The sequence below is a fragment of the Bacteroides sp. HF-4919 genome, from assembly GCF_018860125.1.
Genome location: NZ_JAHKNF010000017.1, coordinates 47,728 through 73,881, shown reverse-complemented (window position 1 = coordinate 73,881; position 26,154 = coordinate 47,728). Strand labels below are relative to the sequence as shown.

Annotated in this window: 25 protein-coding genes and 3 tRNA genes; 4 read left to right on the top strand and 24 right to left on the bottom strand. The window is 45.0% G+C overall.

The genetic code is table 11. The features are described 5' to 3' along the window. Window positions 1–22: 22 nt before the first annotated feature. Entirely contained in the window at window positions 23–1,924 is a 1,902-nt protein-coding gene (locus KO473_RS21850) for a thioredoxin-like domain-containing protein (protein ID WP_122130752.1), read from the top strand. A gap of 90 nt (window positions 1,925–2,014) precedes the next feature. Here the strand turns inward: KO473_RS21850 and KO473_RS21845 are convergent, their stop codons facing one another. Genes KO473_RS21845 through mnmA form a run of 8 tightly spaced genes read right to left on the bottom strand, consistent with a single transcriptional unit; the run spans window position 2,015 to window position 9,717 of the window. After that, window positions 2,015–3,121: an Mrp/NBP35 family ATP-binding protein gene (locus KO473_RS21845; RefSeq protein ID WP_005782459.1), complete on the bottom strand. Its 1,107-nt coding sequence runs from the start codon at window positions 3,119–3,121 to the stop codon at window positions 2,015–2,017. A gap of 8 nt (window positions 3,122–3,129) precedes the next feature. Further along, window positions 3,130–3,888, bottom strand: a complete 759-nt coding sequence (gene trmB, locus KO473_RS21840; protein WP_005782457.1) for a tRNA (guanosine(46)-N7)-methyltransferase TrmB — start codon at window positions 3,886–3,888, stop codon at window positions 3,130–3,132. Between the two features lie 9 nt (window positions 3,889–3,897). Continuing rightward, window positions 3,898–4,704 carry an MBL fold metallo-hydrolase gene (locus KO473_RS21835; RefSeq protein ID WP_005811144.1) on the bottom strand — a complete coding sequence of 269 codons (807 nt, stop codon included), beginning with the start codon at window positions 4,702–4,704 and terminating at the stop codon, window positions 3,898–3,900. An 11-nt stretch (window positions 4,705–4,715) separates the two neighbouring features. Next, complete coding sequence (locus KO473_RS21830) at window positions 4,716–5,735, bottom strand: branched-chain amino acid aminotransferase (protein ID WP_005782453.1); 1,020 nt, start codon at window positions 5,733–5,735, stop codon at window positions 4,716–4,718. Between the two features lie 45 nt (window positions 5,736–5,780). Then, window positions 5,781–5,993 (bottom strand): exodeoxyribonuclease VII small subunit, encoded by a 213-nt coding sequence (gene xseB / locus KO473_RS21825; RefSeq protein WP_005782452.1) that lies wholly within the window; start codon window positions 5,991–5,993, stop codon window positions 5,781–5,783. 8 nt (window positions 5,994–6,001) lie between these two features. After that, window positions 6,002–7,246: an exodeoxyribonuclease VII large subunit gene (gene xseA / locus KO473_RS21820; RefSeq protein ID WP_032542426.1), complete on the bottom strand. Its 1,245-nt coding sequence runs from the start codon at window positions 7,244–7,246 to the stop codon at window positions 6,002–6,004. Between the two features lie 3 nt (window positions 7,247–7,249). After that, on the bottom strand, window positions 7,250–8,605 hold the full coding sequence (locus tag KO473_RS21815) for a S8 family serine peptidase (RefSeq protein WP_005821965.1): 1,356 nt from the start codon (window positions 8,603–8,605) through the stop codon (window positions 7,250–7,252). A 23-nt stretch (window positions 8,606–8,628) separates the two neighbouring features. Further along, window positions 8,629–9,717 (bottom strand): tRNA 2-thiouridine(34) synthase MnmA, encoded by a 1,089-nt coding sequence (gene mnmA, locus KO473_RS21810; protein ID WP_005821966.1) that lies wholly within the window; start codon window positions 9,715–9,717, stop codon window positions 8,629–8,631. A 1,021-nt stretch (window positions 9,718–10,738) separates the two neighbouring features. On the opposite strand from mnmA, the gene KO473_RS21805 reads away from it, so the two are divergent. After that, a complete protein-coding gene (locus tag KO473_RS21805; RefSeq protein ID WP_005811155.1) occupies window positions 10,739–11,599 on the top strand; it encodes a hypothetical protein in 861 nt (286 codons plus the stop codon). On the opposite strand, the gene KO473_RS21800 is transcribed toward KO473_RS21805, so the two are convergent. The 4 genes from KO473_RS21800 to KO473_RS21785 all read right to left on the bottom strand — a co-directional run bounded on the left by KO473_RS21800 (window position 11,596) and on the right by KO473_RS21785 (window position 14,435). Further along, complete coding sequence (locus KO473_RS21800) at window positions 11,596–12,561, bottom strand: metallophosphoesterase family protein (protein WP_005782446.1); 966 nt, start codon at window positions 12,559–12,561, stop codon at window positions 11,596–11,598. The two genes, KO473_RS21805 and KO473_RS21800, sit on opposite strands and share 4 nt — an antisense overlap. A gap of 74 nt (window positions 12,562–12,635) precedes the next feature. Further along, window positions 12,636–13,115, bottom strand: a complete 480-nt coding sequence (ispF, locus tag KO473_RS21795; protein WP_005782445.1) for a 2-C-methyl-D-erythritol 2,4-cyclodiphosphate synthase — start codon at window positions 13,113–13,115, stop codon at window positions 12,636–12,638. A gap of 39 nt (window positions 13,116–13,154) precedes the next feature. Next, complete coding sequence (locus KO473_RS21790; protein ID WP_005811159.1) at window positions 13,155–13,769, bottom strand: fumarylacetoacetate hydrolase family protein; 615 nt, start codon at window positions 13,767–13,769, stop codon at window positions 13,155–13,157. 3 nt (window positions 13,770–13,772) lie between these two features. Then, window positions 13,773–14,435, bottom strand: a complete 663-nt coding sequence (locus KO473_RS21785; RefSeq protein WP_005811161.1) for a redox-sensing transcriptional repressor Rex — start codon at window positions 14,433–14,435, stop codon at window positions 13,773–13,775. Between the two features lie 176 nt (window positions 14,436–14,611). Between KO473_RS21785 and KO473_RS21780 the strand changes: the two genes are divergently transcribed. Further along, a complete protein-coding gene (locus tag KO473_RS21780) occupies window positions 14,612–14,962 on the top strand; it encodes a translation initiation factor (protein WP_005782442.1) in 351 nt (116 codons plus the stop codon). Between the two features lie 136 nt (window positions 14,963–15,098). Here the strand turns inward: KO473_RS21780 and tsf are convergent, their stop codons facing one another. The 4 genes from tsf to rplM all read right to left on the bottom strand — a co-directional run bounded on the left by tsf (window position 15,099) and on the right by rplM (window position 18,022). Beyond that, a complete protein-coding gene (gene tsf / locus KO473_RS21775; RefSeq protein WP_005811164.1) occupies window positions 15,099–16,091 on the bottom strand; it encodes a translation elongation factor Ts in 993 nt (330 codons plus the stop codon). Window positions 16,092–16,213: 122 nt separating this feature from the next. Continuing rightward, window positions 16,214–17,050, bottom strand: coding sequence for a 30S ribosomal protein S2 (gene rpsB / locus KO473_RS21770; RefSeq protein WP_005782438.1), 837 nt, complete (start codon window positions 17,048–17,050; stop codon window positions 16,214–16,216). Window positions 17,051–17,167: 117 nt separating this feature from the next. Then, window positions 17,168–17,554 (bottom strand): 30S ribosomal protein S9, encoded by a 387-nt coding sequence (rpsI, locus tag KO473_RS21765; protein WP_005782436.1) that lies wholly within the window; start codon window positions 17,552–17,554, stop codon window positions 17,168–17,170. Between the two features lie 6 nt (window positions 17,555–17,560). Then, window positions 17,561–18,022, bottom strand: a complete 462-nt coding sequence (gene rplM, locus KO473_RS21760) for a 50S ribosomal protein L13 (RefSeq protein WP_005811166.1) — start codon at window positions 18,020–18,022, stop codon at window positions 17,561–17,563. A gap of 18 nt (window positions 18,023–18,040) precedes the next feature. Between rplM and KO473_RS21755 the strand changes: the two genes are divergently transcribed. Further along, the gene (locus tag KO473_RS21755) at window positions 18,041–18,277 is read left to right on the top strand and encodes a hypothetical protein (RefSeq protein ID WP_005811169.1); all 237 of its coding nucleotides are present in this window, start codon (window positions 18,041–18,043) and stop codon (window positions 18,275–18,277) included. An 82-nt stretch (window positions 18,278–18,359) separates the two neighbouring features. Here KO473_RS21755 and KO473_RS21750 read toward each other — a convergent pair whose 3' ends face one another. The 8 genes from KO473_RS21750 to KO473_RS21715 all read right to left on the bottom strand — a co-directional run bounded on the left by KO473_RS21750 (window position 18,360) and on the right by KO473_RS21715 (window position 25,931). After that, on the bottom strand, window positions 18,360–18,848 hold the full coding sequence (locus tag KO473_RS21750; RefSeq protein WP_005782431.1) for a DUF4488 domain-containing protein: 489 nt from the start codon (window positions 18,846–18,848) through the stop codon (window positions 18,360–18,362). Window positions 18,849–19,005: 157 nt separating this feature from the next. Continuing rightward, the gene (gene asnS / locus KO473_RS21745) at window positions 19,006–20,409 is read right to left on the bottom strand and encodes an asparagine--tRNA ligase (protein WP_005782430.1); all 1,404 of its coding nucleotides are present in this window, start codon (window positions 20,407–20,409) and stop codon (window positions 19,006–19,008) included. Between the two features lie 107 nt (window positions 20,410–20,516). Further along, the gene (locus KO473_RS21740; RefSeq protein ID WP_005782428.1) at window positions 20,517–21,917 is read right to left on the bottom strand and encodes a pseudouridine synthase; all 1,401 of its coding nucleotides are present in this window, start codon (window positions 21,915–21,917) and stop codon (window positions 20,517–20,519) included. A gap of 81 nt (window positions 21,918–21,998) precedes the next feature. After that, a complete protein-coding gene (gene purB, locus KO473_RS21735) occupies window positions 21,999–23,345 on the bottom strand; it encodes an adenylosuccinate lyase (protein ID WP_005811177.1) in 1,347 nt (448 codons plus the stop codon). 227 nt (window positions 23,346–23,572) lie between these two features. Beyond that, the gene (locus KO473_RS21730; protein WP_122130753.1) at window positions 23,573–25,459 is read right to left on the bottom strand and encodes a beta-galactosidase family protein; all 1,887 of its coding nucleotides are present in this window, start codon (window positions 25,457–25,459) and stop codon (window positions 23,573–23,575) included. A 168-nt stretch (window positions 25,460–25,627) separates the two neighbouring features. Beyond that, window positions 25,628–25,702 (bottom strand) — tRNA-Val (locus tag KO473_RS21725). Between the two features lie 50 nt (window positions 25,703–25,752). Then, window positions 25,753–25,827 (bottom strand) — tRNA-Val (locus KO473_RS21720). Between the two features lie 29 nt (window positions 25,828–25,856). Continuing rightward, window positions 25,857–25,931: transfer RNA gene (locus tag KO473_RS21715), tRNA-Val, on the bottom strand. Window positions 25,932–26,154: the final 223 nt, after the last annotated feature.

Below are 26,154 nucleotides of genomic sequence, written 5' to 3'. Positions count from 1 at the left end.
AAATCACTTTAATAAAAATAGTATGAGAAAAATCACATTTATTGCCATTCTCTTGTTGTGCATCTGCAACCTTGCCAAAACCAAAGAAAAAGTCATAGAACAGCCGCCATTCATAGCTTGGAGCAGTACCTCGATTCAAATAGATAAAGTCGTCCTCAGCGACACGGCTACAGTACTTTATATCAAAGCATTCTATCAACCCAAACAATGGATCCGGATTTCCGGACAAAGTTTCCTGAAAGACAATAACGGGGAAACCTACGTTTTACGTTCGGGGATCGGTATTAAACCCGACACGGAATTCTGGATGCCCGAATCCGGTGAAGCGGAATTCCGTTTAGTTTTTCCGCCAATACCGCCTTCAGCCACTTCTATCGATTTCTCCGAAGGGGACAATGTTCAAGGGGCATTCAAGATATGGGGGATTCAACTTAAAGGTAAAGCTCTCCCCGAACTTTTGTTACCCCAAGAAGCCATTGTGCAGAAAGTAGACATAAACAATACATTGCCCGAACCGAAATTCGAATACAAAGAAGCCACTTTCAAAGGAAAGATTCTGGATTATCGCCCGGGGCTCATCTCCAAAATAGCACCGATTGTATTTGACCCAGTAAAAGGTGCCTACGAAGGAGCGGAAGTAAAAATAAACAATGACGGCACATTTGCCACTCAAATAAAAGTACCTGCCACTACTTCGGTCACCCTCCGTATTTTCGGTAAAATGATTTCTTCCTACGTGGTACCGGGCGAAGAGAGCAGTATCATTATCAATACCCGCGAACTATGCCGGCAACAATCCAAGTTCCATAAGGACGACAAACCTTATGGCGAAGCTGTTTACTTTGGCGGCGCATTAGCCGGGCTGTCACAGGAATCTTTTAAATGTAACCTAAATCCTTCCGTTATGGATAATTACCGTCAACTATTCCGTGACATAGCAGGAATGGACGCCCAAGCCTATAAAGACTTTATTTATGGCAAACGGGCTACTATTCTTGAATCCATACAGAAAGCCTCAATCAGTCAAGCGCTCAAAACGGTATTAATCAATCAGGTAGACGCCGGTACTGCCCAGGCTATCTCTTTAACGGAAATGGCCATCAAGCAGGCTTATGCCATGGAGCATAAAATGAAAAACGAAGAAGTTAGGGAATACTTTAAAACGACTCAAATAAAACTGCCTGAAAACTATTACGCGGATGCTTTCAGACCACTTGGCTCCCTCAACACCATGGCATTACTTTACAATCCCCGGTTGACCGAACTGGTTCCGTATTACCTGCGTCATTGGAGAGATGAACTGGTTAAAGCATGGGGAACCGACAAAGGGGTTTATTTCGATATTAATAAAGCAAACGAACTCTATTCATCTATCAAAGACTTTACCCCCCTGACCGCCGAACAGGAAGTCCTGCTTGCCACTCTTCCATCCGCTTGCCAAAATGAACTGCGGGAGGGCAATGAACAACTTCTGAAAACCATTGAAGCCAATAAAAAGAAAACCGGATATACTATTCATGAAGTAGGGAAAGTCAGTGATGAAAACCTGTTTACATCCATTATCTCTAAATTCCGGGGTAAAGTAATCCTGGCCGATTTCTGGGCAACCTGGTGTGGCCCGTGTCGCATGGCCAATAAAGCAATGCTGCCGCTAAAGGAAGAGTTGAAAGGAAAGGATATCGTTTACCTTTACATTACCGGCGAAACTTCACCCCTGAAAACATGGGAGAACATGATTCCGGATATCCATGGTGAGCATTTCCGTTTAACGGATGCCCAATGGAGTTTCTTAGGTGATAAATTCGACATAAGAGGCGTACCCACCTATCTCATCATCGATCGGGAAGGAAATGTCAAACACCAAAAGACAGGATTCCCGGGTGTAGCCCAAATAAAAGAGGAATTGATGAAAGTATATGATTAACCCTCCGGACAACAAACAATAAACAAAGAACGATCGGCTCCTGCCTATGGGACAAGGAACCGATCGTTCATCATTTAAAAGCGCTTATCGTTACTTATGTAACTCTACAATCTTTGTGGGAGCCATTTCCACATTCCGTTTGTCCACCTGTCGTACTACACTGGCAGCCAACGAAAGAAATGCACGGCCGGTAACCGTATTCTCATCCAAAGCAACAGGGGTACCGTTATCGCCGCCCTCGCAGATACTCTGTACAATCGGAATCTGTCCCAACAACGGAACATTCATCTCTTCAGCCAGCTTCTTGGCACCTTCTTTCCCGAAAAGATAATACTTGTTCTCCGGAAGTTCTGCCGGAGTAAACCAAGCCATATTTTCCACCAGACCAAGAATAGGAACATTCACCTTATCATTAGTGAACATGTTGATCCCTTTACGTGCATCGGCCAAAGCCACAGCCTGCGGAGTACTAACAACAACGGCACCGGTCAAGGCCAATGTCTGAACTACGGTCAGGTGAATGTCACTTGTTCCCGGTGGCAGATCGATCAGGAAATAGTCCAGATCTCCCCAGGCAGCATCTCCGATCAACTGCTTCAGCGCATTGCTCGCCATCCCCCCACGCCATAAAGTAGCTTGGTCAGGATCGACAAAGAAACCGATAGAAAGTAATTTTACACCATACTTCTCAACAGGAATAATCATATCGCGTCCGTCTATTTTTTCAGCGTACGGACGGGCATCTTCTACCTGAAACATTTTCGGCATGGAAGGACCGAAAACGTCGGCATCCAGTAAACCGACTTTATAACCCAACTTAGCCAACGCTACAGCCAGATTGGCCGACACGGTAGATTTGCCCACCCCTCCTTTACCGGAAGAGATACCTATGATATTCTTTACCCGGGGTAACAATTTACCGACTTCGGGACGTGCAGCCTGTACTGTTTTCACACTGATATTTCCTGCTATCTCCACGTCTTTGCTCACATGGGTAAGAATAGCTGTTTCAGCAGCCTTTATCACCGACTTCATAAACGGATCGGTCGGTTTTTCAAAAATCAGGGAGAATGAAACCTTCATTCCCTCTATACGAATGTTATCCTCCACCATACCGGCCTCCACAAGATTCTTTCCGGTTCCGGGATAACGCACTGTAGCCAGTGCATCGAGTATCAATTTAGGATAGATTGTCATAGTTTGTATTATTTAGATGTCTGCAATCCGCTCCGCTTGCTACGGTTATAGCTCCGGTACGAATCGAGTTCAATTTCAATATCCGGTTCTCTCAATTCTCCTTCCTGCGGTAACAGGAATTTGATGTATTTAATGCTTAAACCACGATCGAGCCATTGTTGTTCATAATAGGTCTTGATGCCCAGAATGTCATCAACGAGATCGGAGTGATAAAGATCTTCGGTGATAAACTCCACCGGCAGTTTGTTCTCCTCAATCATATATTTGGTATAGGTGAACATAAAGTTACTGTCTGTCTTCAGATGGATAATACCGTTGGACACCAAAAACTTACGATAACGTTCCATAAAATAGGTAGAAGTCAGGCGTTTGGTCGCTTTCTTCATTTGCGGATCAGAGAAAGTCAGCCAGATCTCACTCACTTCGCCTTCCGCAAAAAAACGGTCGATGATCTCAATGTTGGTACGCAGAAAAGCAACATTCTTCATGCCTGCCTGAAGAGATTCGGTGGCTCCCGTCCACATGCGGGCTCCCTTAATGTCTACCGCAATAAAATTCTTATCAGGGAACATCCGTCCCAGTCCGACGGTATATTCGCCGCGCCCGCAACCCAACTCAAGTACAATCGGGTTATCGTTCTTAAAAAACTCTTTGTGCCATTTTCCCTTCATGTCAAAAGGCACATTGTCCACTGCCGAGTAAGGATACTCAAAAACATGCGGATAACTTGCCATATCGGCAAACTTCTCTAATTTATTTTTTCCCATTCAAAAAAGTTAAATCGTTTCTACCCAGCCGGTATAGTTATAAAACACCCGGTCGTTAAATTGCTGGCGGAACAACGCATATTTGTCAATGCCCGTACAATGGCAGACTCCCAGACGTTTGGGAAGCTTCATGCCCAGAAAAGCGGAAATCACATTGAACTTTTCTATGCCTGCATTATGGATATGAAAGCCTCCCATCACCAGTTTCAGTCCCAATCCCGGAAATGCAGTCTGCACGGCACGAATAATATTGGTAATCCCCCGGTGCGAACAGGCACTCAGCACTGAAAGGGATTTTTCACTCTTCAATATCAATGCCAGTTCATCTTCAAAGGTATCGGGACGCATCTCGCCTCCTATCTCCACGAAGAAATGCTCAAAGTGCGTGTCGTTCCTGTCTACTATCCTGACATCCGCAAACGCAAATACACCCGGTACAATCTCCGTAGTTTCGTCGATCAGCCAAAAGCGGGACTTATCCAATGCTTCGGGATGCAACATTCCGTTTTCACGTTCATTCTTGAACTTCCTGCGGAACACTTCTTGTTTACATACCACCTTTGCCCTGCTGTTCATTTTCAGGAAAGTATGCAATCCACCTGTATGGTCACGATGTCCGTGGGACAGTATTACAAATTCCACATCGGTCAGATCGACTCCCATCAAACGGGCATTCCGGATAAACAAATCCGAAGCACCGGTATCAAACAGCACCTTGTGTTCCCCCGCTTCAACAAGCAGGGAAAGCCCATGCTCTCCCTGTAATCCCTTACCGTAAACACTGTTTTCTGCAAGGGTTGTTATTTTGTAGTTCATTTATCGAACGTTTATTCTACAATAGTCACCCATCCGTGAGTGTCGGGCTCGTCACCGTACTGGATACCACGCAGCTTGTTGTAGAGTTTCTCACAAACAGGACCCGGCTTTCCGTCTTTCGAAATTACGTATGATTTACCATTCTCAAGGTCATCGATACGTTCGATCGGACTGATGACAGCAGCAGTACCGCAAGCTCCTGCTTCTTCGAAAGTGCTCAGTTCTTCTTCGGGTACCGGACGGCGCTCTACTTTCATGCCCATATCTTCTGCCAACTGCATCAGGCTCTTATTGGTGATGGAAGGAAGGATAGAAGTAGACTTCGGTGTGATGTATGTATTGTCTTTAATACCAAAGAAGTTGGCTGCTCCGCATTCATCAATGTATTTCTTTTCTTTGGCATCCAGGTAGAACTCACAGGAATAGCCCAGATCGTGCGCTTTTTTGTTGGCACGCAGGCTGGCTGCATAGTTACCACCAACTTTGTAGATACCGGTTCCGTGAGGAGCGGCACGGTCGTACTCGCGGATAATGACATAAGGATTGGTAGAAAAACCACCTTTGAAATAAGGGCCTACCGGTGTGACAAACACGACAAACATGTATTCATCTGCCGGATGAACCCCTACCTGGGCACTGGTTCCGATAAGCAACGGGCGAATGTACAAGGACGCCCCACTCTCATAAGGCGGGATGAAGCGTTCGTTTAATTTCACTACTTTCAGAATAGCTTCCTTAAAACGTTCGGTCGGCAATTCTGCCATCATGATGCCCTGACAGGTGGATTGCAGACGTGCGGCATTCTCTTCCAGACGGAAAATACGTACCTTACCGTCTTTACCACGGAAAGCTTTCAAGCCCTCGAAAGCCTCCTGGCCATAGTGAAGACAAGTGGCAGCCATATGCAGATTCAGCACTTCGCTGCTGCTTATCTCAAGTTCGCCCCATTTGCCGTTACGGAAATTGATTCTCACATTGTAATCTGTCTTCATATAGCCGAATGACAGATTGGCCCAGTCTATTTCTTTCATATCGTTAGTTATTAGTTATTTTCGATTGAGCAACAAAAATAACCTTTATTCTTCAGATAGCCTCCTTTCTTGCAGTAATTTTTCAATTTCCCGATCCGCCTTTGTCAGCTTTCCGGCGCAGAAAGCTATTATTTCATTGGCTTCTTTTATTTTTTCACTCAGTTCGTCAATCTCCAGTTCGTTACTGTCAATCTGGCGAACGATCTTTTCCAGACGTTCCATGGCCTGTGAATAGGTTTCTTTTTTCTTTGCTGGCATATTTATCATTATAAAGGAATACTTTCTACTTTCGATTTCACTTCACCTTCGTAAAGACGGGTAATCAACTCGTCTCCCGGTCGCAGACAGGCAGCATTCTTCACCGCCTTCCCCTCTTTCAGCGTTATGCTGTATCCCCGTTTCAGTAGTTTTTGTGGTGAAGCATCCGCAATGCGGTTTTGTAAAAGTTCCAACCGATGATGCTGACGGGCCAATAAGGTCTCAGCAGCATGAGAGAGGTTGCTCTTTGCCATTTGCAACTTTATCCGCGATTCCGAAAGCTTGCGCATCACTTGTGAAGGAATGCGCGACTGTAACAGTGAAAGTCTCTTTCGCTCTTGCTCCAGACGGTGATAGATGCGGGCATGCAATTCTCCGGCCAACTCTTCAAGCCGATCCGCGGCCTCTTCCATCCGGTTGATTAACAATTCGGCCGCAGCTGTCGGAGTTTTCACCCGGGTATGTGCTACGGAATCGAGCACGGTATCGTCTCGTTCGTGCCCGATTCCCGTTATAACAGGCAGCGGAAACTGGGCACAGGCAGCGGCCAGCAGGTAGGTGTCGAATCCGGAAAGGTCGGAAGTTGCCCCTCCTCCACGAATAATGACAACTACGTCGAACTCTTCCATCCGGGCATTTACTGCATCGAGAGCGGCCAATACGGACTCTTCCACCTGATTGCCCTGCATCAGAGCGGGGAAAAGTTCCGTATTGAAGTAAAATCCACGGGAGTTGTGCTGCAATTGATGGCAGAAGTCACCATACCCCGCAGCCGTAGCCGAAGAGATGACCGCAATGCGTTGCGGCAGCAAAGGCATTTCCAGTTCTTTGTTCAGCGTCAACACTCCTTCTTCTGCAAGTTGCCTGAGTATTTCCCGGCGCCGGCGTGCCATATCCCCCAATGTATAGGTAGGATCGATGTCCTGCACAGTCAGGCTGTAACCATACAATTCATGGAAAGCAACGGTCACTTTAACCAGCACCTTAATGCCGGAAGTAAACGACTGCCCGGTGGCTTCTTCGAAATAGGGCTTCAGCAGCCGGTAGATATTGGCCCAGATCGTTCCCCTCGCTTTGGCTATCAGATTATTGCTGCGGGGATCTTTCTGGACAAACTCCAGATAGCAATGTCCCGTACTGTTTGTACGGACATCGCTCAACTCCGCCTGTACCCAGTATTCATCGGGCAGGCACTGTTCCAGGCTCCGCCGGACCAAAGCATTCAGTTCGTGAAGAGAAAGGGTGTCTTGCATACTTTATTTTTTCTTAGAAGCAGATTGATAGGCCTTCCACAGATCGGGCACTCCGTATCCATAGATGTTATCGGGGAAATCCACCCGGTCGCCGGATTGACGCACCAGTTCGATGATTTCCTTAGCAGTCAGTTGCGGACAAGCTTGCCACAGGCAAGCCACCATGCCGCACAGGATCGGTGAAGCAAACGAAGTTCCGCTCGCTTTGCGCAAATTACCGTTTGTCCCCATCACATCCGAGTTCAGTCCCACGGCAACCACATCGGGTTTCACGCGATTATCGGCTGTGTTGCCGATAGAAGAAAACGAAGCCAACACACCTCTACGGTCAATAGCACCTACCGTCAGCACATTCTCCGCATCACCCGGTGCCGTGATCTTCTTCCAGGAGGAGGCGCCCGAGTTACCGGCACTGCATACCAATACGATTCCTTTATCTGCCATTTTCGACGCCTGGCGGGACATCAGTGCATGGTGTCCGTCCAGGTCACGATATTTATAGTTCTTGGTAGAATCATCGAAAGTGAAATATCCCAGCGAAGTATTCACCACATCCACTCCCACACTATCGGCAAACTCTACGGCCGCCGCCCAATAGTCTTGCTCTACCAGGTGTTCGGACGCTTCATCTTCACTGCGAAGCAGCCAGTAGGAAGCTTCGGGAGCCGTACCCACCATCACGTAAGGTTCGTTCATTGCCATGCAAGACAAAACGGCCATCCCATGCGAGCCTTTGGCATAGATATCGCTTCCCGGTTCGACAAAGTCCTTTGTACCCAGGATACGGATATTCTTCATCGCATCAATCTTGTCTACGTTATGGTATCCGGCATCGATCACGGCGATGGTCATGCCTTGCCCCTTGAATCCGGCTTCATGCAGTTTGTCGCCATTGCTGGTCTCTATTTGCCGGAAAGCGGGGCCATAATAAGCTTCGCTCCTGGCCGGACTGTTCACCAGAGAGTCCCGTTTATCTTCCGCAGCAGGTTTCGACGGGGCAACCCACACCTTCTCCGTAGCGCGCACAAAAGGCAGCGCAGCTATTTCGCTTATCACAGTACTGTCGTTGCAAGATACGGTGACAAAATTATCCCATTTTCCGGTGACTACGATTTTCACTCCCTTGTCGCGGATGGCATCCACATACTGGCGGCATACCGGCAAATCAGTCGAATCGATGGGCAACTGTTGACGTTGGCGGCGGGCAATCGCCTTTTCTGACAGAAACTTCTCGGGATGTTTCAGTGAGTAGGTTGTGGCAGCCTTATCTTTCAGGCTGATGCGATACTTCAACGTATCCTGTTGTGCCGATGCCTCCAAGGCTACGAAGGCTAAGGCAATAAGTGCTAATTTTTTCATTTCGTATTTTTATTTTTCCGTATTTATTCCCAGTTTTTGTTTTGTTCTATCACCAATCCGATGCCGCGTTGCGAAGCGATAAATGCTCCACCTATCACTCGCCGTCCGTCATAGAACACGGCCGACTGTCCCGGAGCAATCGCCGAGGCTTCTGCAAGAAAACGAACCAAAAGGCGTCCGTCTTCAAGCCTTTTCACCCGGCAAGGGATCGGACGGCTGCGGTAACGGATACGTACTGCGAGTTCCGGGCACGAAAACAGTTCGTCCTCATCCACAATATTATCTTGTTCCGCCACCATATATCCGGCTTTCAACTGTTCGGCATCCCCCAGCATGACAGTGTTCTTCTGCGGATTAATTTTCAAGACATAAGCCGGTTTGCCCAGTGCGATCTCGAGTCCTTTACGCTGGCCGATGGTATAATAAGGAAAACCCCTATGTTGCCCCAGCTTCACGCCTTCGGAACTGACAAACCATCCCGGACCGATCTCCGCATCAAGTTCCGGGCACTGTTCACGAAGAAAGTCCCGATAATCACCTTTAATGAAGCAGACTTCCATGCTTTCCCCCTCTTTCGACTTGGCTTCGTAACCTTTCTCACGCAGATAGTCGCGCACAGTCTGCTTGGTGTAGTTGCCCAAAGGAAAGATACAGCGTCGCAGGACGTCCTGCCCCAATCGCCAGAGGAAATAGGACTGGTCTTTCTTTTCATCATCACCGGCAACAATATAGATGTACCCGTTCCGTTCTTCCAACCGGGAATAATGTCCGGTGGCTATCCAATCGCAGCCCAGTTTGTCAGCCCATTCTATCAACATGCGGAACTTAAATAACGGATTGCACATCACGCAAGGGTTCGGCGTACGTCCCTGCCGGTACTCGTCTACAAAGTTTTTGACAATAGTATCTTTAAAAGGAACACGTTCGTCGGCCACATAATGTTCTATCCCCATACGTACCGCCAACTCTCTGGCGTCCTGCGGCTCATCGCCCCAGACACGCATGGTGACACCTACTATCTCGTATCCCTGCTCTTGCAGCATCAGGCAAGTGGCGGTACTGTCTATTCCCCCGCTCATGCCGACAAGAACACGTTTATTGGATTCTTTCATATTCATTCTCTTTTTACGAAGAATGCAAATGTACGAGATTCCCGGCAGAATACAATCAATTGGACAAGTTAGTATACAAACTTTAAAACTAAAGGATGTATAATCGATGCGATTACCATGAGGATGTGTCGAAACTTCTTTCACCACGGAGTAACACAGAGTATCACAGAGTCTTTTTATTGATAATCAACAACCTAAAATCATCTCTGTGTACTCTGTGGTGAGTTTTGACACAGTCCCCTTTTGTCTGTTTGTCAAATTGATAACAGAACCTCTCCACGTTTCAGTTTTTCGAAGCTCCGGCAAGGTTCATGGAGAAAAACGGCTTATTTCCGGTTAGGAGATTATCCTTTTGGCAGGGAATCAGGAAAGAGATAAGCCCTGAGACAGAAAAAGAAATAAAACCGGAACATAAGGACAGTGTAACAAGAGATACAGGTTCTTTTTATTACTTCAGTAAGCTCTCTTTTCCACTGACAACCAGAGAAGATTCAAACACTTCGGAGGCCAGATTCCGGCACAATAGGAGTTATTAGGAAAAACATATAGAGATATTTGGAAAACATATAAGCATTTTCAGAAAATGTAACCGTCTTTTGGAAGAAATGCTTCCTTCTTTTTCGGAAAACCAACCGTCTTTTACCCCCAAACCCCGGCTCTAATCTTTCAAAACCCCGGCTTTCCGTCATCAAAAGCACCGTTCTTCTGCCGCGTCCCCTCCAGTTTGCAGTTCCGGAAGGAAAGGGCTGTTAGCAAAAACAGTATTATCATTACTTTTTGCACACAAAACAGGCTGAGATATATCAAAATCACAATTTCATTTAATCAGCGCAGACAATGGTTCTCTTCTCCGTCATTTCCATCTGTCATTGCCGGGAAGCTCCAAAATGTTATTACATTATCTTTACTCTTTCCGCAATAATAAAAGAGATACAAGAAATACGAAGAATAAAAAAAACAGCTAAAACCATTTGCTTTCTTCAAAAAGAATCTGTATATTTGAGTAATAAGAAACTCAGATATGGCAAACCCAAAACTACCGGGAATACCCGAAGCTGAACAAGCTCTGTTGTATGCCAAACTGAATGAATACAACGGGGGCCGCATGTCCTACAAAGAGGCAGGAGCCTACTTTGTGGTTCTGCCGAGACCGGGACATCCCACCTATTCGGTTTGGGTTTACTCTCCCTCACTTGAAAAGAACAGACTTCTGTTTATCCACGAGCTTTCTGCCGACATCAACGAATCATTACGAATGGCAAGTACGCTGTTTTTCTTCTCCAGACGCTGTCTGCTGATTGTGGAATACAATGAAAAGAGAATGCAAAACAATGGAGACGACATTATATCGTTCGGCAAATATCACGGACATTATTTACACGAAATCCTGAAAATCGATCCGGCTTACCTGAGTTGGATAGCCTACAAATACACTCCTAAAATCCCGAAACAGGAGCGTTTTGTTGCAATCGCACAAGTATACCACTCGGTGCATCTGGACATCATGCAACGAAAAGCACGCCAAAAGCGGGAAACCAGTCGCTTTCTGGGTAACGAAGGGGAAAAGTTAGAGAGTCTGAATCTCAAAGTAGTGAAGGTACGGCTTGAAGACGATCCATATAAAACAAGGGTCGTGGGAAGCGCCGTTCAGTTCTTTGTACGGCAGATAGTGACACTGACCGACCCATCGGGAAATCTGGTGATCATGAAGATTTCCTCAAAGACACCCAGTCCTGTATCTTGTCAGCTCCCGGCCCTGGAACATGAATTCCGTCCAGGTGAAATAGTCCACATCGCCTCGGCAAGGGTAGCGCGCACTTACGAAAGTTACGGCTCAAAGTATACACGTTTGAGCCATGTGAAGTTTCGTCAGGTAAGTTAACGCTTTGTCCAGTCGTCTTTTACATAACTGGACGGATAGGAAGTAGAGTCTACTATCCCGCCTTTCTGACGAATCCAGGTATCAAACGTACGGCTACCTTCGTTCAGCACAATAATACGCGCACCATTAGGCAAATGATTGTACTCTGTATTACCACCGGTAAAACGACCGTAGGCCAAAAGGATGTTCTTCCACATCACAGCATAATCGTTATCGTGATCGTGTCCTACGAAAACACCCATCACATCACCCGCCTCTTTCATGGCAGCAAACATACCGGTATTCAATTTCGGTGCGCAGGCTTTCTCCATACGGGTACCACGAAGAATGGCATTTTCATTGGCAGCAGCTTCATTATACTCCGGAAGGGGAATATGGAAAAAGGCCAGTGCCGGATAAGGTTTACCACCGTTCTGCGCTGTATAAGCGGCGCTTTGATCACGATACCACGAGATCTGACCGAAAGTCAGCCATGCATATCCGTCTACATCCTTGAGTGAAGAGTAAGAATGTGAGTCCATACAATAGAGCAATGCGACATCCTTTACGGCATCGGCAGAGGATTTCACTGTCAGTACATAGTCGGGCGAAGGAGAAGCGCCACGATCGGGCAACAAATTGCCGGGTACACCACGAATCAGGTCATAGAGTTCGGCACGGGTCTTTCCCTGTTCATTATCATGGTTGCCAAAAGTAACAACGAACGGAAGCTTACGGCGTTCCACTTGTTCAAGTACCTGGAGCATACCTTTATCGGCAGGAGAAGAATAAACAACATCACCGGTGAAAATTACGAGATCGGGATGTTCGGCATCCAACACTTCCCCTATACGCTCAAGGGCTATATCTGAGGCCGGGTTGCCATACTTAAAATGTACATCGGTAAACTGGACGATTTTAAATTTACCGTCTTTATTGAATCGTAAGACGGAACTTTGGGCAACACCATCATTTATTGCCATGAAAGAAAACAAAACGGCCAATAAGGTCCCAAGAATCTTTTTCATACTATATTACGTTTAGGAGTTGAATTTAATCACACGCGATTGATCAGCACGGTTGCATAAGCGGAGATGCCTTCTTCCCGCCCGGTAAAACCGAGCTTCTCGGTAGTAGTGGCTTTAATCGAGATATCATCCGCATCAATGCCCATCACTTCGGCAAGCACCTGCTGCATAGAAGGGATATGGGCTTTTAGTTTAGGACGCTCCGCACAGATCGTTGCGTCGATATTACCTATTTGGTACCCCTTGGTGGCGATCAGTTCCACTGTTTTCTTCAATAAAATCTTGCTGTCTATATTCTTATACTCACCGGCATTGTCGGGGAAGTGATAGCCGATATCGCGCATATTGGCAGCACCCAGCAAGGCATCGCAAATAGCATGTACCAGTACATCGGCATCCGAGTGTCCTAACAACCCTTTTTCATGTTCCAAAAGAATGCCCCCCAACCAAAGTTCACGCCCTTCTACCAGTTGGTGGACGTCGAAACCAAAACCTACTTTTATTTTCATAAGAGTTATTTTTATAGATGAATAAAGGAATTCCCGGATTTACCGGATATAGAAATCGAGCAACTTCTCTGCTTCAAGATACCCCTCCAAGTGCTGGCCGATACTGACCGGACCCACTCCCACAGGAGTCCCGGTAAAGAGCAAATCGCCGATTTTCAGGGTCACAAAACGACTGACATAAGCAATAATATCATCTATCTTAAACAGCATATCAGCCGTATCCCCTTGCTGCACGGTGTTTCCGTCTATATCCAGATGAAAACGGAGATTCTGCACATCGGCAAAGCGTTCTACCGGTACAAATGTGCCAATCGCAGCGGAACTATCAAAACCTTTGCACAACTCCCAAGGATTGCCGGCTGCACGGAACTGACGCTGCAAATCCCTCGCAGTGAAGTCGATACCGACCGTTAGTGCATCGTAGTAACGATGAGCGAAGCGCGGAGCAATATTCTTCCCCAAGCGGTTGATACGTACCACCAGCTCGGTTTCATAATGCACTTCATTTGAGAAATCGGGAATAAAGAAAGGCTTTCCGTCTTTGAGGATAGCCGAATCGGGTTTCATGAAGATTACCGGCTCTTTATTCTCCAACGTATGTCCCAGCTCTTCGTTGTGCCGGGCATAATTCATTCCAACAGCTATAATCTTCATGATCTATTCTGTTTCATTAAAGTTCAAACGGTTAAACATGACAGCAAGATGGGCATAAAGTGACGTATTCTGCACCACAATATCTTCCGGGACGCGAATACGGAAGGGAGTAAAATTCCAGACGGCTTTAATACCACCGGCTACCATCGTATCCGTAATGCATTGGGCAATCTCGATGGGCACAGTCAGCACACCGATGTGTACACCATACTCTTTCATCTTCTCCAGAAAATCATCGGAATGGAAAATCGGAATGCCATTAAGCGTAGTACCTACCAATGTCGGGTTCACATCAAAAGCTGCCACAATCTCCAGACCGAAATGGCTAAGACCGGAGTCACGTAGCAACGCTCCTCCCAGACTACCCACACCGAAAAGGAAAGCCTTGTGCATATTCGTAAAGCCAAGAAAATCTTCCAGAACAGCAATCAGCGCATCTACCTCATAACCCACACGAGTACGGCCGGAAATATTAACATACGACAAATCTTTCGCAATCTGTGAAGCATCGATGTTTATTTCTTTAGATATCTGAGTGGAAGAGACATAGCGTTCGCCTTTCTGCTTCAGCAACTTTACATTCGAAAGATACCAAGGCAACCTACGTAAAGTAGGCTCCGGAACCTTTGTACTGTCTTTATGCTGTATCTGATTATTCATAGTCACTTCATTCTGCTTTTACATTAGCGATTGACAAAATTACACTATTTTTTCCGAAATGCCATAAGGATGTCATAGAAGCTTAACATAATTTCTACATACAAAAACGCCCGGGGACACTTAAGAGTTTGCAAGGTTCGGAACAATATATTATTTTTGAGCTTAATTAATAGACTGGAAAAATGAAGAACAGCGATTGGAAAGACCGGCTGAACGTGGTTTACTCCACTAACCCGGATTATAATTACGAAATGGATGATGACGAAGAGCAAGTAACCCTGGAACCGCCACAACAGAACTTACGGGTACAGTTGGACCGGAAGAACCGGGGCGGTAAAGTCGTGACCCTGATTACCGGCTTTGTCGGCACCGAGAACGATCTGAAAGATTTGGGAAAACTCCTCAAGACGAAATGCGGAGTAGGCGGATCGGCCAAAGACGGAGAGATGATCATACAGGGAGACTTCAAACAAAAAATAGTAGAACTACTGAAGAAAGAAGGGTATACGAAAACAAAAGCAGTAGGAGGATAAATCCATTCACTTTATGCACAAAAGCACTGTCCCGGATTCTGTATAAACAGAGAACCGCAACATTATGGACAGCCACAAAAAAACGGCCGCTACAGAGTTTCTGTGCGGCCGTTTCTATATACTTGATTCCTTAAGATTATTCAGCTCTCAAAGTGAAACGTTTGAAGTCAACGACCTTCAATTCAGGATCAGCTTCTTTCAACACTTCTCTTACTGTCTTCTTGGCATCCATGATATCTTCCTGGTTCAGCAAGCAAACTTCCTTTAAGAACTTGCCCAAACGTCCTTTAGCAATGTTCTGAATCATTTGTTCAGGCATATTTGCAGCCTTTTCAGCAGAAACAGTAGCAATGATTTCTTTTGCCTTCGCAACATCTTCGGCTGTAATCCAGCCTTTAGCCATATTGCTTTCCATGTGGTCTTCGCTGTCCACATGAGCCGGATTGATATTAGCTTTCTTCAGAGCAGCTTCTACAGCCTTCTGTACCTGTTCAACTTTTGTCTTCTCAATGGCAACTTCGATTTCCTTCTGCTTCACTTCTTCAGAAACACCATCCTCGTCAACTGCAATCGGATTCATAGCGGCAACCTGCATAGCCACCTGCTTAGCCAGCTGTTCGTCAACATTCTTATTGAAAGCAACCATAGTGCAAAGGCCGTTTCTGTTCATATGGTTGTAAGCAGAAATTGTAGCACCTTCCAAAACCATGTAGCCATCCAATTCCATCTTTTCACCGGTAATACCGCTTCTGTCTGTTACAGCCTGAGCAACAGTAGCGTCACCCATCGGAAGAGCCAAAACTTCTTCCAGAGTTTTGCACTTGTTAGCTACAGCAGCGTCCAGAATATCCTGAGTAAGTTTCACGAAATCAGCATTCTGAGCAACGAAGTCGGTTTCGCACTTCAAAGCGATGATAGCACCAAAGCCATTTTCAACTTTTACCAGAACACAACCTTCAGAAGCTTCACGGTCAGAACGTTTTGCAGCAACTGCCTGTCCTTTTTCGCGAATAATCTTCATTGCTTTGTCGAAATCGCCCTCAGCTTCAGTCAACGCGTTCTTGCAGTCCATCATACCAGCGCCGGTCATTTTACGGAGCTTGGTTATATCAGCCATTGTTACAGCCATAATATCTTTTATATTTTAAAATGAATAATCGTTTGAATAAACAAAATGTGCCAATCTGCCAATCAAAATGCCAACACCCTTACAGGTGCACCGGCACATTAGCAAATTGGCACATTATTATATTAAGCCTCTTCGTCTTCCTTCAGGAAAGCAGCAGCTTTAGCTGCATTAATTGCTTCTTCGTCAGATTTATCGAGTCTTGCCTTAGCTGATTTCTTCTTGCCTTTGTTAGCAGGAGCTTCACCGGCAGCTTCCATATCGATCTTCTCAGCTTTTCTTTCTTCCAGACCTTCGATCATTGCAGCGCAGCAAGCATCGAGAATAACTTCTACTGATTTAGTAGCGTCATCATTTGCCGGAATAACGAAGTCGATGTTTGTAGGATCTGAGTTAGTATCAACGATACCAAATACAGGGATGCCCAAACGGTTAGCTTCGCGAACAGCGATATTTTCTTTCATTACGTCGATAACGAACAGCGCAGACGGCAGACGAGTCAGGTCAGCGATAGAACCCAAAGTCTTGTCCAACTTAGCACGCTGACGAGAAATCTGAAGAACTTCTCTCTTAGACAAATTTGAGTAAGTACCATCAGCTGTCAGCTTGTCAATTGTAGTCATCTTCTTCACTGCCTTACGGATAGTAGGGAAGTTAGTCAACATACCACCCGGCCAACGTTCGATAACATAAGGCATGTTTACAGATGCAGCTTTTTCAGCAACCACCTGTTTAGCTTGTTTTTTAGTAGCAACAAAAAGGACTTTCTTGCCTGATTTTGCAATCTGTTTCAAAGCTTCTGCAGCTTCGTCAACTTTTGCAACAGTTTTGTGGAGGTCAATGATATGGATACCATTGCGTTCCATGAAAATATAAGGAGCCATTGCAGGGTTCCACTTTCTTTTAAGGTGTCCGAAGTGGCAACCGGCTTCCAGTAATGTATCAAAATTTGTTCTTGACATCTTGTTTTTTCTTTAAATCGTTTACTTTCTTTTTTGTTTTTTCTAAACCAACCGCCGGGTAGCCTGTTTAAGAGTCCCGGTAGTTTAGATACTAAACATATTCCGTCAGACAGCCCATTAACGCTTGCTGAACTGGAATCTTCTACGAGCTTTCGGCTGACCCGGTTTCTTACGTTCAACAGAACGCGGATCACGTGTCATGAAGCCTTCCGAACGAAGAGCTGACTTATCTTCAGCGTTGATCTTAACCAGCGCACGGGCAATAGCTAAACGCAAAGCCTGAGACTGACCAGTGAAACCACCACCACACAGATTAACCTTAATGTCATACTTCTCAGCAACACCAAGTTTGTTCAATGGTTGTTTAACAACATACTGAAGAATAGTTGATGGAAAGTACTCTGCAAGGTCTCTCTTGTTAATAGTAATCTTTCCTGTACCTTCGCTTACGAATACGCGTGCAATCGCACGTTTACGTCTGCCTAATGCATTTACTACTTCCATTATATCTTATTTAAGTGAGTTTATATCAATTGCTTTCGGGTTCTGAGCGTCGTGCTTGTGTTCGCTACCAGCGTATACATACATATTGCTCAGCAACTTAGCTCCCAATCTGTTTTTAGGAAGCATGCCCTTCACTACTTTTCTCAGTAATCTGTCTTCACCGTTAGGTTTGGCAATCAAACGAGCAGGAGTCATTTCTCTCTGACCACCGGGATAGCCGGTGTAAGACAAATAAACTCTGTCATTCCATTTATTACCACTTAATTTAACTTTGTCTGCATTGATGACAATAACGTTATCACCGCAGTCTACATGAGGAGTAAAGTTTGGTTTATACTTTCCTCTCAACAGTTTCGCAACTTTTGCTCCCAGACGACCTAATGTTTGGTCTGTAGCATCAACGATAACCCATTCTTTGGTTACAGTTGCCTTGTTTGCAGAAATGGTCTTGTAACTTAAAGTATCCACTCTTAATTTGTTTTTTAAATGTTACTACTAAAAATTTTCTTCACCACTTATCAACCTTCCCCGGACAAAGGAAGATTAACTTGCTATGAATTAATCTCTTATCCTTTTGAGATAATAATCGGCTTGCAAAAGTACGGCTTTTCTTTGAATTGGCAAACTATTTCTGCCTTTTTTTGGATTTATCCGATTGATAACGAGCACCAAGCTATCGACTATGAACAGCAGCCGGCAGACAAAAAAAGAGACTGCAAGTAACAATTCACCACTCAATCAACGCCACAAGGCATAATCGGCAGCTTGCTACCTGCAGTCCGTAAATCCGTTGTTATAATCTGAATTATCTTACAATATCATCCGGGAATTTATCAGGCATCTCAATGCGTTTCCAGGTTTCATTATACCAGCAGTTCAATTCATTGCCATTCAGGTCCTTCTCTATAAAGTATTTAAGATGCAAGATTTTATCATCGATAAGTTCAAAAGTAAGAACGTTATCCTGATTATCGAGCATCGGCAAATGAATATTCTTTTCAATACTTTCAGCATAAGTATGGTCTGACAACTGTTCATAGTTGCCATAGCCGGTTATAATAGCATCCGATCCCGGACGAATCGTAAAGTTCACAATTCTTCCATCATCACTCAGCACTTTGAAAGTGTTACTCGGTTTAAGCACTCCCGGAGCATCCGGACTCTCTGAAACATAATGGCACAATTGCCAGATTCCTTTCAGATTAGCAGGTTTAAAGTTACCTTTTTGTGCCATCACATTCGTTACCGCAAACAGCATTGCCGCCAGCATGGTAAAAAAATAAAGTTTTTTCATATCTGTACGATTTTAGTTAACACTTTAATTCGTCTGTCTGTCACAAATATAAAGATTTCTTTTATAAAATAAGCAATCTTAAGACATAAAAAAACTCGCATAATCAAAAGAATATGCGAGTTTCTTATCATTTGTATAAATATTCAGGTATGATTCATCAAAAATCGGCATTACGCGGAGTGCGCGGGAATGGAATTACATCACGGATATTAGACATCCCGGTTACAAAGAGCAATAAGCGCTCAAATCCCAGTCCGAATCCGGAGTGCGGACAAGTACCGAACTTACGGGTATCCAGATACCACCACATATCCTTCATCGGAATATGCATCTCTTCGATACGTGTCATCAACTTATTGTAATCCGACTCACGTTCCGAACCACCGATAATCTCTCCTATCTTCGGGAAAAGCACATCCATGGCGCGTACAGTTTTGCCGTCTTCATTCTGTTTCATATAGAATGCCTTTATTTCCTTTGGATAGTCGGTCAAGATCACCGGACGTTTAAAGTGGTCTTCCACCAGATAACGTTCATGTTCAGAAGCCAGGTCAACTCCCCAATAAACCGGGAACTCAAACTTATGCCCTTTGGCAACAGCTTCTTCCAGGATCTTGATACCTTCCGTATATGGCAAACGCACAAAGTCTTCTTTCAGTACACCTTCCAGACGTTCTATCAGCCCCTTATCGAACATATCGTTCAGGAACTTCACATCGTCGGCACAGTTATCCAAAGCCCACTTCACACAATATTTAATGAACTCTTCAGCTAAATCCATATTCTCCTGAATTTCGTTGAAAGCCACTTCCGGTTCGATCATCCAGAACTCGGCCAAATGGCGCGGAGTGTTAGAATTTTCTGCACGGAAAGTAGGACCGAACGTATAGATAGCTCCGAGAGCAGTGGCAGCCAATTCGCCTTCAAGCTGACCGGAAACAGTCAAGCTGGCCTGTTTGCCAAAGAAGTCGTCATCGTATATGATAGAGCCGTTTTCATCTTTTTTCAGGTCATACAAGTTCATGGTAGTCACTTGGAACATCTGTCCTGCACCTTCACAGTCAGATCCCGTAATGATGGGGGTATGAAAATAGAAGAATCCCTTTTCATGAAAGAATTTATGGATGGCAATAGCCATATTATGACGAATACGGAATACTGCTCCAAAAGTATTGGTACGTGGACGCAAATGAGCAATCTCACGCAAGAACTCCATTGAGTGACCTTTCTTCTGTAGCGGATATGTATTGTCACAAGCACCCAGCACTTCAATCTCACGAGCTTGCACTTCAGCCTTCTGACCGGAACCTACCGACTCCGTCAACACACCGTTCACGCTCAGACAAGCACCGGTAGTGATTTGCTTCAGCATCTCTTCATTAAAGTTTGCCAGATCGACTACGACCTGCACATTATTTATTGTAGAACCGTCATTCAGTGCGATAAAGTTAACTTGTTTGCTACCTCTGCGGGTGCGAACCCATCCTTTCACATTGACCATAGCGCCAAAATCTTCACGCTTTATCAGGTCGACAATTTTTGTTCTACTAATCTTTTCCATAAAACTATTTTATATACATTATTATATATAGTAGTCAGAAGCCAGTAGCTGGAGAACAACAAACACCAGACTATCGGCTTCCGACTACCATCTTTTAAATTCCTTTATTATTCAAAAGATCCCATCCGGAGGAAGTTTACTTCCTGTTCCGTAAGGTAACGCCACTCACCGCGACGCAATCCTTTCTTAGTCAGTCCGGCAAAGAATACACGGTCGAGTTTCACCACCTTGTAGCCTAATGATTCAAATATACGGCGTACAATACGGTTCTTTCCCGAGTGGATCTCGATACCCACCTGATCGCGTTTCACTTCATCGGAATAGCTGATAGCATCTGCATGAATCTCGCCGTCTTCCAACTGGATACCGGCTGCAATCTGATCCATATCCGCCTTTGTCAGGTTCTTGTCCAGATATACATGATAAATCTTCTTCTTCAGGTATTTCGGATGTGTCAACTTCGATGCCAAATCACCGTCATTGGTCAGCAGCAATACACCTGTTGTGTTACGGTCCAGACGTCCTACCGGGTAAATACGTTCAGCACAAGCTCCTTTCACCAGATCCATAACAGTCAGACGAGCCTGAGGATCATCCGAAGTAGTCACACAATCTTTCGGTTTATTCAGCAACACGTACACTTTGCGTTCAATACTGACTGTTTCGTCATGGAACTTCACCACATCGGCACGCTTGATCTTTGTACCCAATTCTGTAACGACTTCGCCATTAACAGAAACCACACCTGCTGTGATAAACTCATCTGCTTCACGACGAGAGCAAACTCCCGCATTGGCCAGAAACTTATTCAGACGAATCGGCTCATTCGGATCAACAAACTGTTCTTTGTATTCAATCTGTTTCTTCTTACTGTATTTAGCATTCGGATCGTAATCTCCCGTACGGCGCACCGGACGTGAGAACCCTTGCGATCTGTTATCGTTATTGAATCTCGGACGATAAGGACGGTCGCCACCTTCACGATTGTATGAAGGACGTTGCGGACGGTCTCCATAAGAACGCTGCGGACGGTCGCCACCTTCGCTGTTAAAGCGCGGACGGTAAGGACGGTCGCCACCTTCACGGTTGTATGAAGGACGTTGCGGACGGTCGCCATAAGAACGCTGCGGACGGTCACCACCTTCGCTGTTAAAGCGCGGGCGATAAGGACGGTCGCCACCTTCACGGTTGTATGAAGGACGTTGCGGACGGTCGCCATAAGAACGCTGCGGACGATCACCACCTTCGCTGTTAAAGCGCGGGCGGTAAGGACGGTCGCCACCTTCACGGTTGTATGAAGGACGTTGAGGGCGGTCGCCATAAGAACGCTGCGGACGATCTTCACTATTACTATTAAATCTCGGACGATAAGGACGGTCGCCACCTTCACGATTGTATGAAGGACGATTGTATCCACCTTCTCTGTTATAACTTCTGTTACCATCACGGCCGGCGTCTGTATTCTCGCTCTTGGAGTCTTCGCGCCATTCTTCGTTTTCTGTGCTCATTTTCTTATTCGAATAAAAATTAAACTTTTGGCCTCACGGCCTGATTTCAAACACTTATATTATATATAACAATAATCACCCTTAAATTCCCGTATACGAATGGGGAGTGATTACTCTTAATTCTTTTTTTATTTCCTCACTGACATCCAGTCCTTCGATAAACTCCTTGATCGAAGCTTCTGTAATAGCCTGATTGGTACGAGTCAATGCCTTCAGGGCTTCGTACGGATGCGGGTAAGCCTCACGACGAAGAATAGTCTGAATAGCCTCAGCCACTACACTCCAACAGTTATCGAGGTCACGGCAGATTGCGGTCTCGTTCAGCAACAGCTTGCGCAATCCCTTCAACGAACTCTGGATAGCGATCACAATATGTCCGAACGGAGTACCTACATTACGCAATACGGTAGAATCCGTCAAGTCACGCTGCAAACGTGATACGGGAAGTTTCACTGCGAGGTGTTCCAGAATAGCATTAGCCATACCCAAGTTACCCTCCGCATTTTCAAAGTCAATCGGATTCACCTTATGCGGCATTGCGCTCGATCCTACCTCTCCGGCCTTGATTTTCTGCTTGAAATATTCCATTGAGATATATTGCCAGAAGTCACGGCTCATATCAATCATTACCGTATTAATACGTTTCATGGCATCGAAGATAGCCGACAGGTTATCATAATTTGAAATCTGTGTTGTATATTCTTCGCGTTCCAATCCCAGTTTCTCTGCAACAAAGCGATTTCCGAATGCTTTCCAATCATATTCGGGATAAGCCACATGGTGTGCATTATAATTTCCGGTTGCACCACCGAACTTAGCTGTTACAGGACATGCCTTCAGAGTTGCCAACTGGCGTTCCAGCCGGTAAACAAAAACCATGACTTCTTTACCCAAGCGTGTCGGAGATGCCGGCTGACCGTGAGTTTTGGCAAGCATCGGAATAGTTTCCCATTCGGCAGCATATGCCTTCAACTGAGCAATCAGTTCCTCAATCAGCGGATAATAAACCTGCTCCAACGCCTCTTTGATAGAGAGAGGAATTGAAGTGTTGTTAATATCCTGCGAGGTCAGTCCGAAATGGATAAATTCCTTGTATTTGTCCAACCCGCCTAACTTATCAAACTCTTCTTTCAGGAAATACTCTACGGCCTTTACATCGTGATTAGTCACACTTTCAATATCTTTAATGCGCTGTGCATCGGCTTCCGTAAAATTACGATAGATATTGCGTAATGACTCGAACACACTCTTATCAATTCCTTTCAGTTGCGGCAACGGAAGTTCACACAAAGTAATAAAATACTCTACTTCTACCTGCACGCGGTATTTAATCAACGCATATTCGGAAAAATATGCCGCTAAAGCTTCAGCCTTGCCTCTATATCGGCCGTCAATCGGAGATATGGCCGTAAGTAAATCAAGTTTCATATTGTCGTTTAGATAATTATCAGGTTGCAAAATTAACTCTTTTTCCTGAGTTATAAGGCATAAGGAGTGAGAAAGTTTGTATAAAAGAGACTAAAATAACGATGAGTGATCTATGACAAACGGTGAACAGCCCGCATTATAATATTGCCGCAAGCAGTTCACCGTTCCTCATTTATCGCTGATCACTTATTATTCCGTGTCGATCACAGTCCGTCAATCATTCATCATCAATTATTCAGTTTCATCAGCACCGGTGTCTTCACCGTCTTCACCTCGGCCTGAGGAACTTCATTCAATTGTTCAAAAATAACAATCTTATTTGTTCCTTTCTTCAACCATACTCCCGGGATATAAAGGGTTTGCTGCGGTCCCACCTTCCAATAGCGCCCGATGTTGACACCATTTACAAAGATGATACCTTTTCCCCAATTTTCCATATCGATAAATGTATCTCCGACGTTATCCAACGTAAAGGTCCCTTCATAAAGCACCGGACAACCTTTCAGTTTTGCGGCCTCAGCAGGCACATTCGCATGTGCATCAGCTTTCAGTTTTGCCAGGTCGGGCATTTCGCTCATCGGCAACTGATACATATCCCACTCACCTGTAATTTCCTTACCCGCTATCTTGACCGGACTAATGATACCCTTGGTATTATGCACAATTTCACTACCATAATTAATACGTCCCATATTTTCAACCAGTATCTGCAAAGTAGCGTTAAACGGCACCTCAATCTCCATTGAATAAGTCTTGGTATTCCGGTTCAACACACCTACCTGCTCTCCATCCACATACACAACCGCATAGTCACGCAGTCCCGGTATCTCAAGCGTTCCACTGATAGGTTGATTAAAATGACGGGTATATAACACATATCCATACCCTTGATTCAACTGCTCAAAAGTCAAAGGAGTATCGGCCGACACCGGCTTTTGCTTTTCGGCGAATGCCAATACATCAGCAACTTTGGTCAATTTGATAGAGGGGATCTCAATAACCGGATTTGGAGCCGGAGCCTCGGGGACCGTGTATTTAACGTATTTTCTGATCACGTTACGGATTGAATCATACTTCGGAGTCACCCAACCAGCTTCACTGATAGGAGCATCATAATCATAACTGGTCAGATCCGGCTGAATATCACGTTTCTTATCATAATTAGCACCACTTGTAAAGCCGAAATTAGTTCCTCCATGCACCATATAGAAATTGAAAGATACGTCATTCTGCAGATATTTCTCGGTCTGACGTGCAATTCCGGAAGCACCCACCTGTGGAAACAGTTCCGCCCAATGCGACAACCAACCCGGATAGAACTCAGCAACCATATACGGTCCCTTACCATCATGATATTGATTAACCACCTTTTTCAAGTTCTCAATATCACTTTCGCCATTCGCTGTAGGCAAGGCACCCGGTGTAGCTCCGCCTTCAAAAAGCCAGCTGCCATCAGAGGTAAACAAGGGTACATTAAATCCTGCGTCAGCCAATTGCTGTTTAATTTTGGCATTATAAGCACGATGCTCTTCCAAAGGTATATCTTTTCGTTGGGCAACGTACGAACCAAACTCGTTCTCACACTGCACCATCACGATCGGGCCACCTTTTGTGCACTGCAAATCGCCCACTTCCTTATAAAGCCGGTCAATATATGCCTTTGTATATTTCAGAAACTCCGGATTATCTCTCCTGATTTCCATTCCTTTCACATTCTGCAGCCACCAGGGATAGCCGCCAAATTCCCACTCGGCACAAACATAAGGGCCGGGGCGTAAAATAACCATCATTCCCTCTTCACCGGCTGTTTTTATAAACTCGGCCAAATTCTTGTCACCGGTAAAATCCCACTTCCCCGGCTCCGGTTCATGAAGATTCCAGAAAACATAAGTCGCAACCGTATTCAACCCCATACCTTTCATCATCTGTAAACGATGACGCCAATATTGATGAGGGATACGGGCATAGTGCATTTCACCAGAAAGAACAGGTGTCACTTTTCCATTACGATAGAAATGTCCGTCTTTGATTTCAAACGCAGACTTTGACTGCGAGAATGCACATAATGGCATGATAGCCAATAGCAAAAGTAAATAAATAGATTTTGTTCGCATGGTAGCATTAATAGGTTTGTTGATGAAGCAAAGTAAAGAAATAAATCACTTTTTCACCAACTTTCCCGTCGTTTTCTTATAAAAAATAACTTGAATTAATACACCGCAACCAGATCAGCCATAAAAAAGAAAGTCCTCACAGAAATATTCTGCAAGGACTCTATGTTGTGGGCGTTGACGGATTCGAACCGCCGACCCTCTGCTTGTAAGGCAGATGCTCTGAACCAGCTGAGCTAAACGCCCGATGTATCTTTCTCAAAGAATATATAGCAAAATTGAATCTCTTTTCAATGTGGGCGTTGACGGATTCGAACCGCCGACCCTCTGCTTGTAAGGCAGATGCTCTGAACCAGCTGAGCTAAACGCCCATATATTCTTCTTCGAAAGTGTTCGGCTGTGGGCGTTGACGGATTCGAACCGCCGACCCTCTGCTTGTAAGGCAGATGCTCTGAACCAGCTGAGCTAAACGCCCGTACACTTTCCTTTTAAAAGCGATGCAAAGGTATCGCTTTTCTCGAAATCTACAAATTATTTACGATCTTTTTTTTCAAAAAGTTTCCAACATGATCAGTAAGTCTCTGTTTTTCAAACAATAGAATCCATTTTGTTTTACTTCGTTTGTTTTCTCAGTAACTATAGGATTCTTCTTCAAATTAGGTGGTAAATTCTTTATTTCTTTATTTTCAAGTTGATAA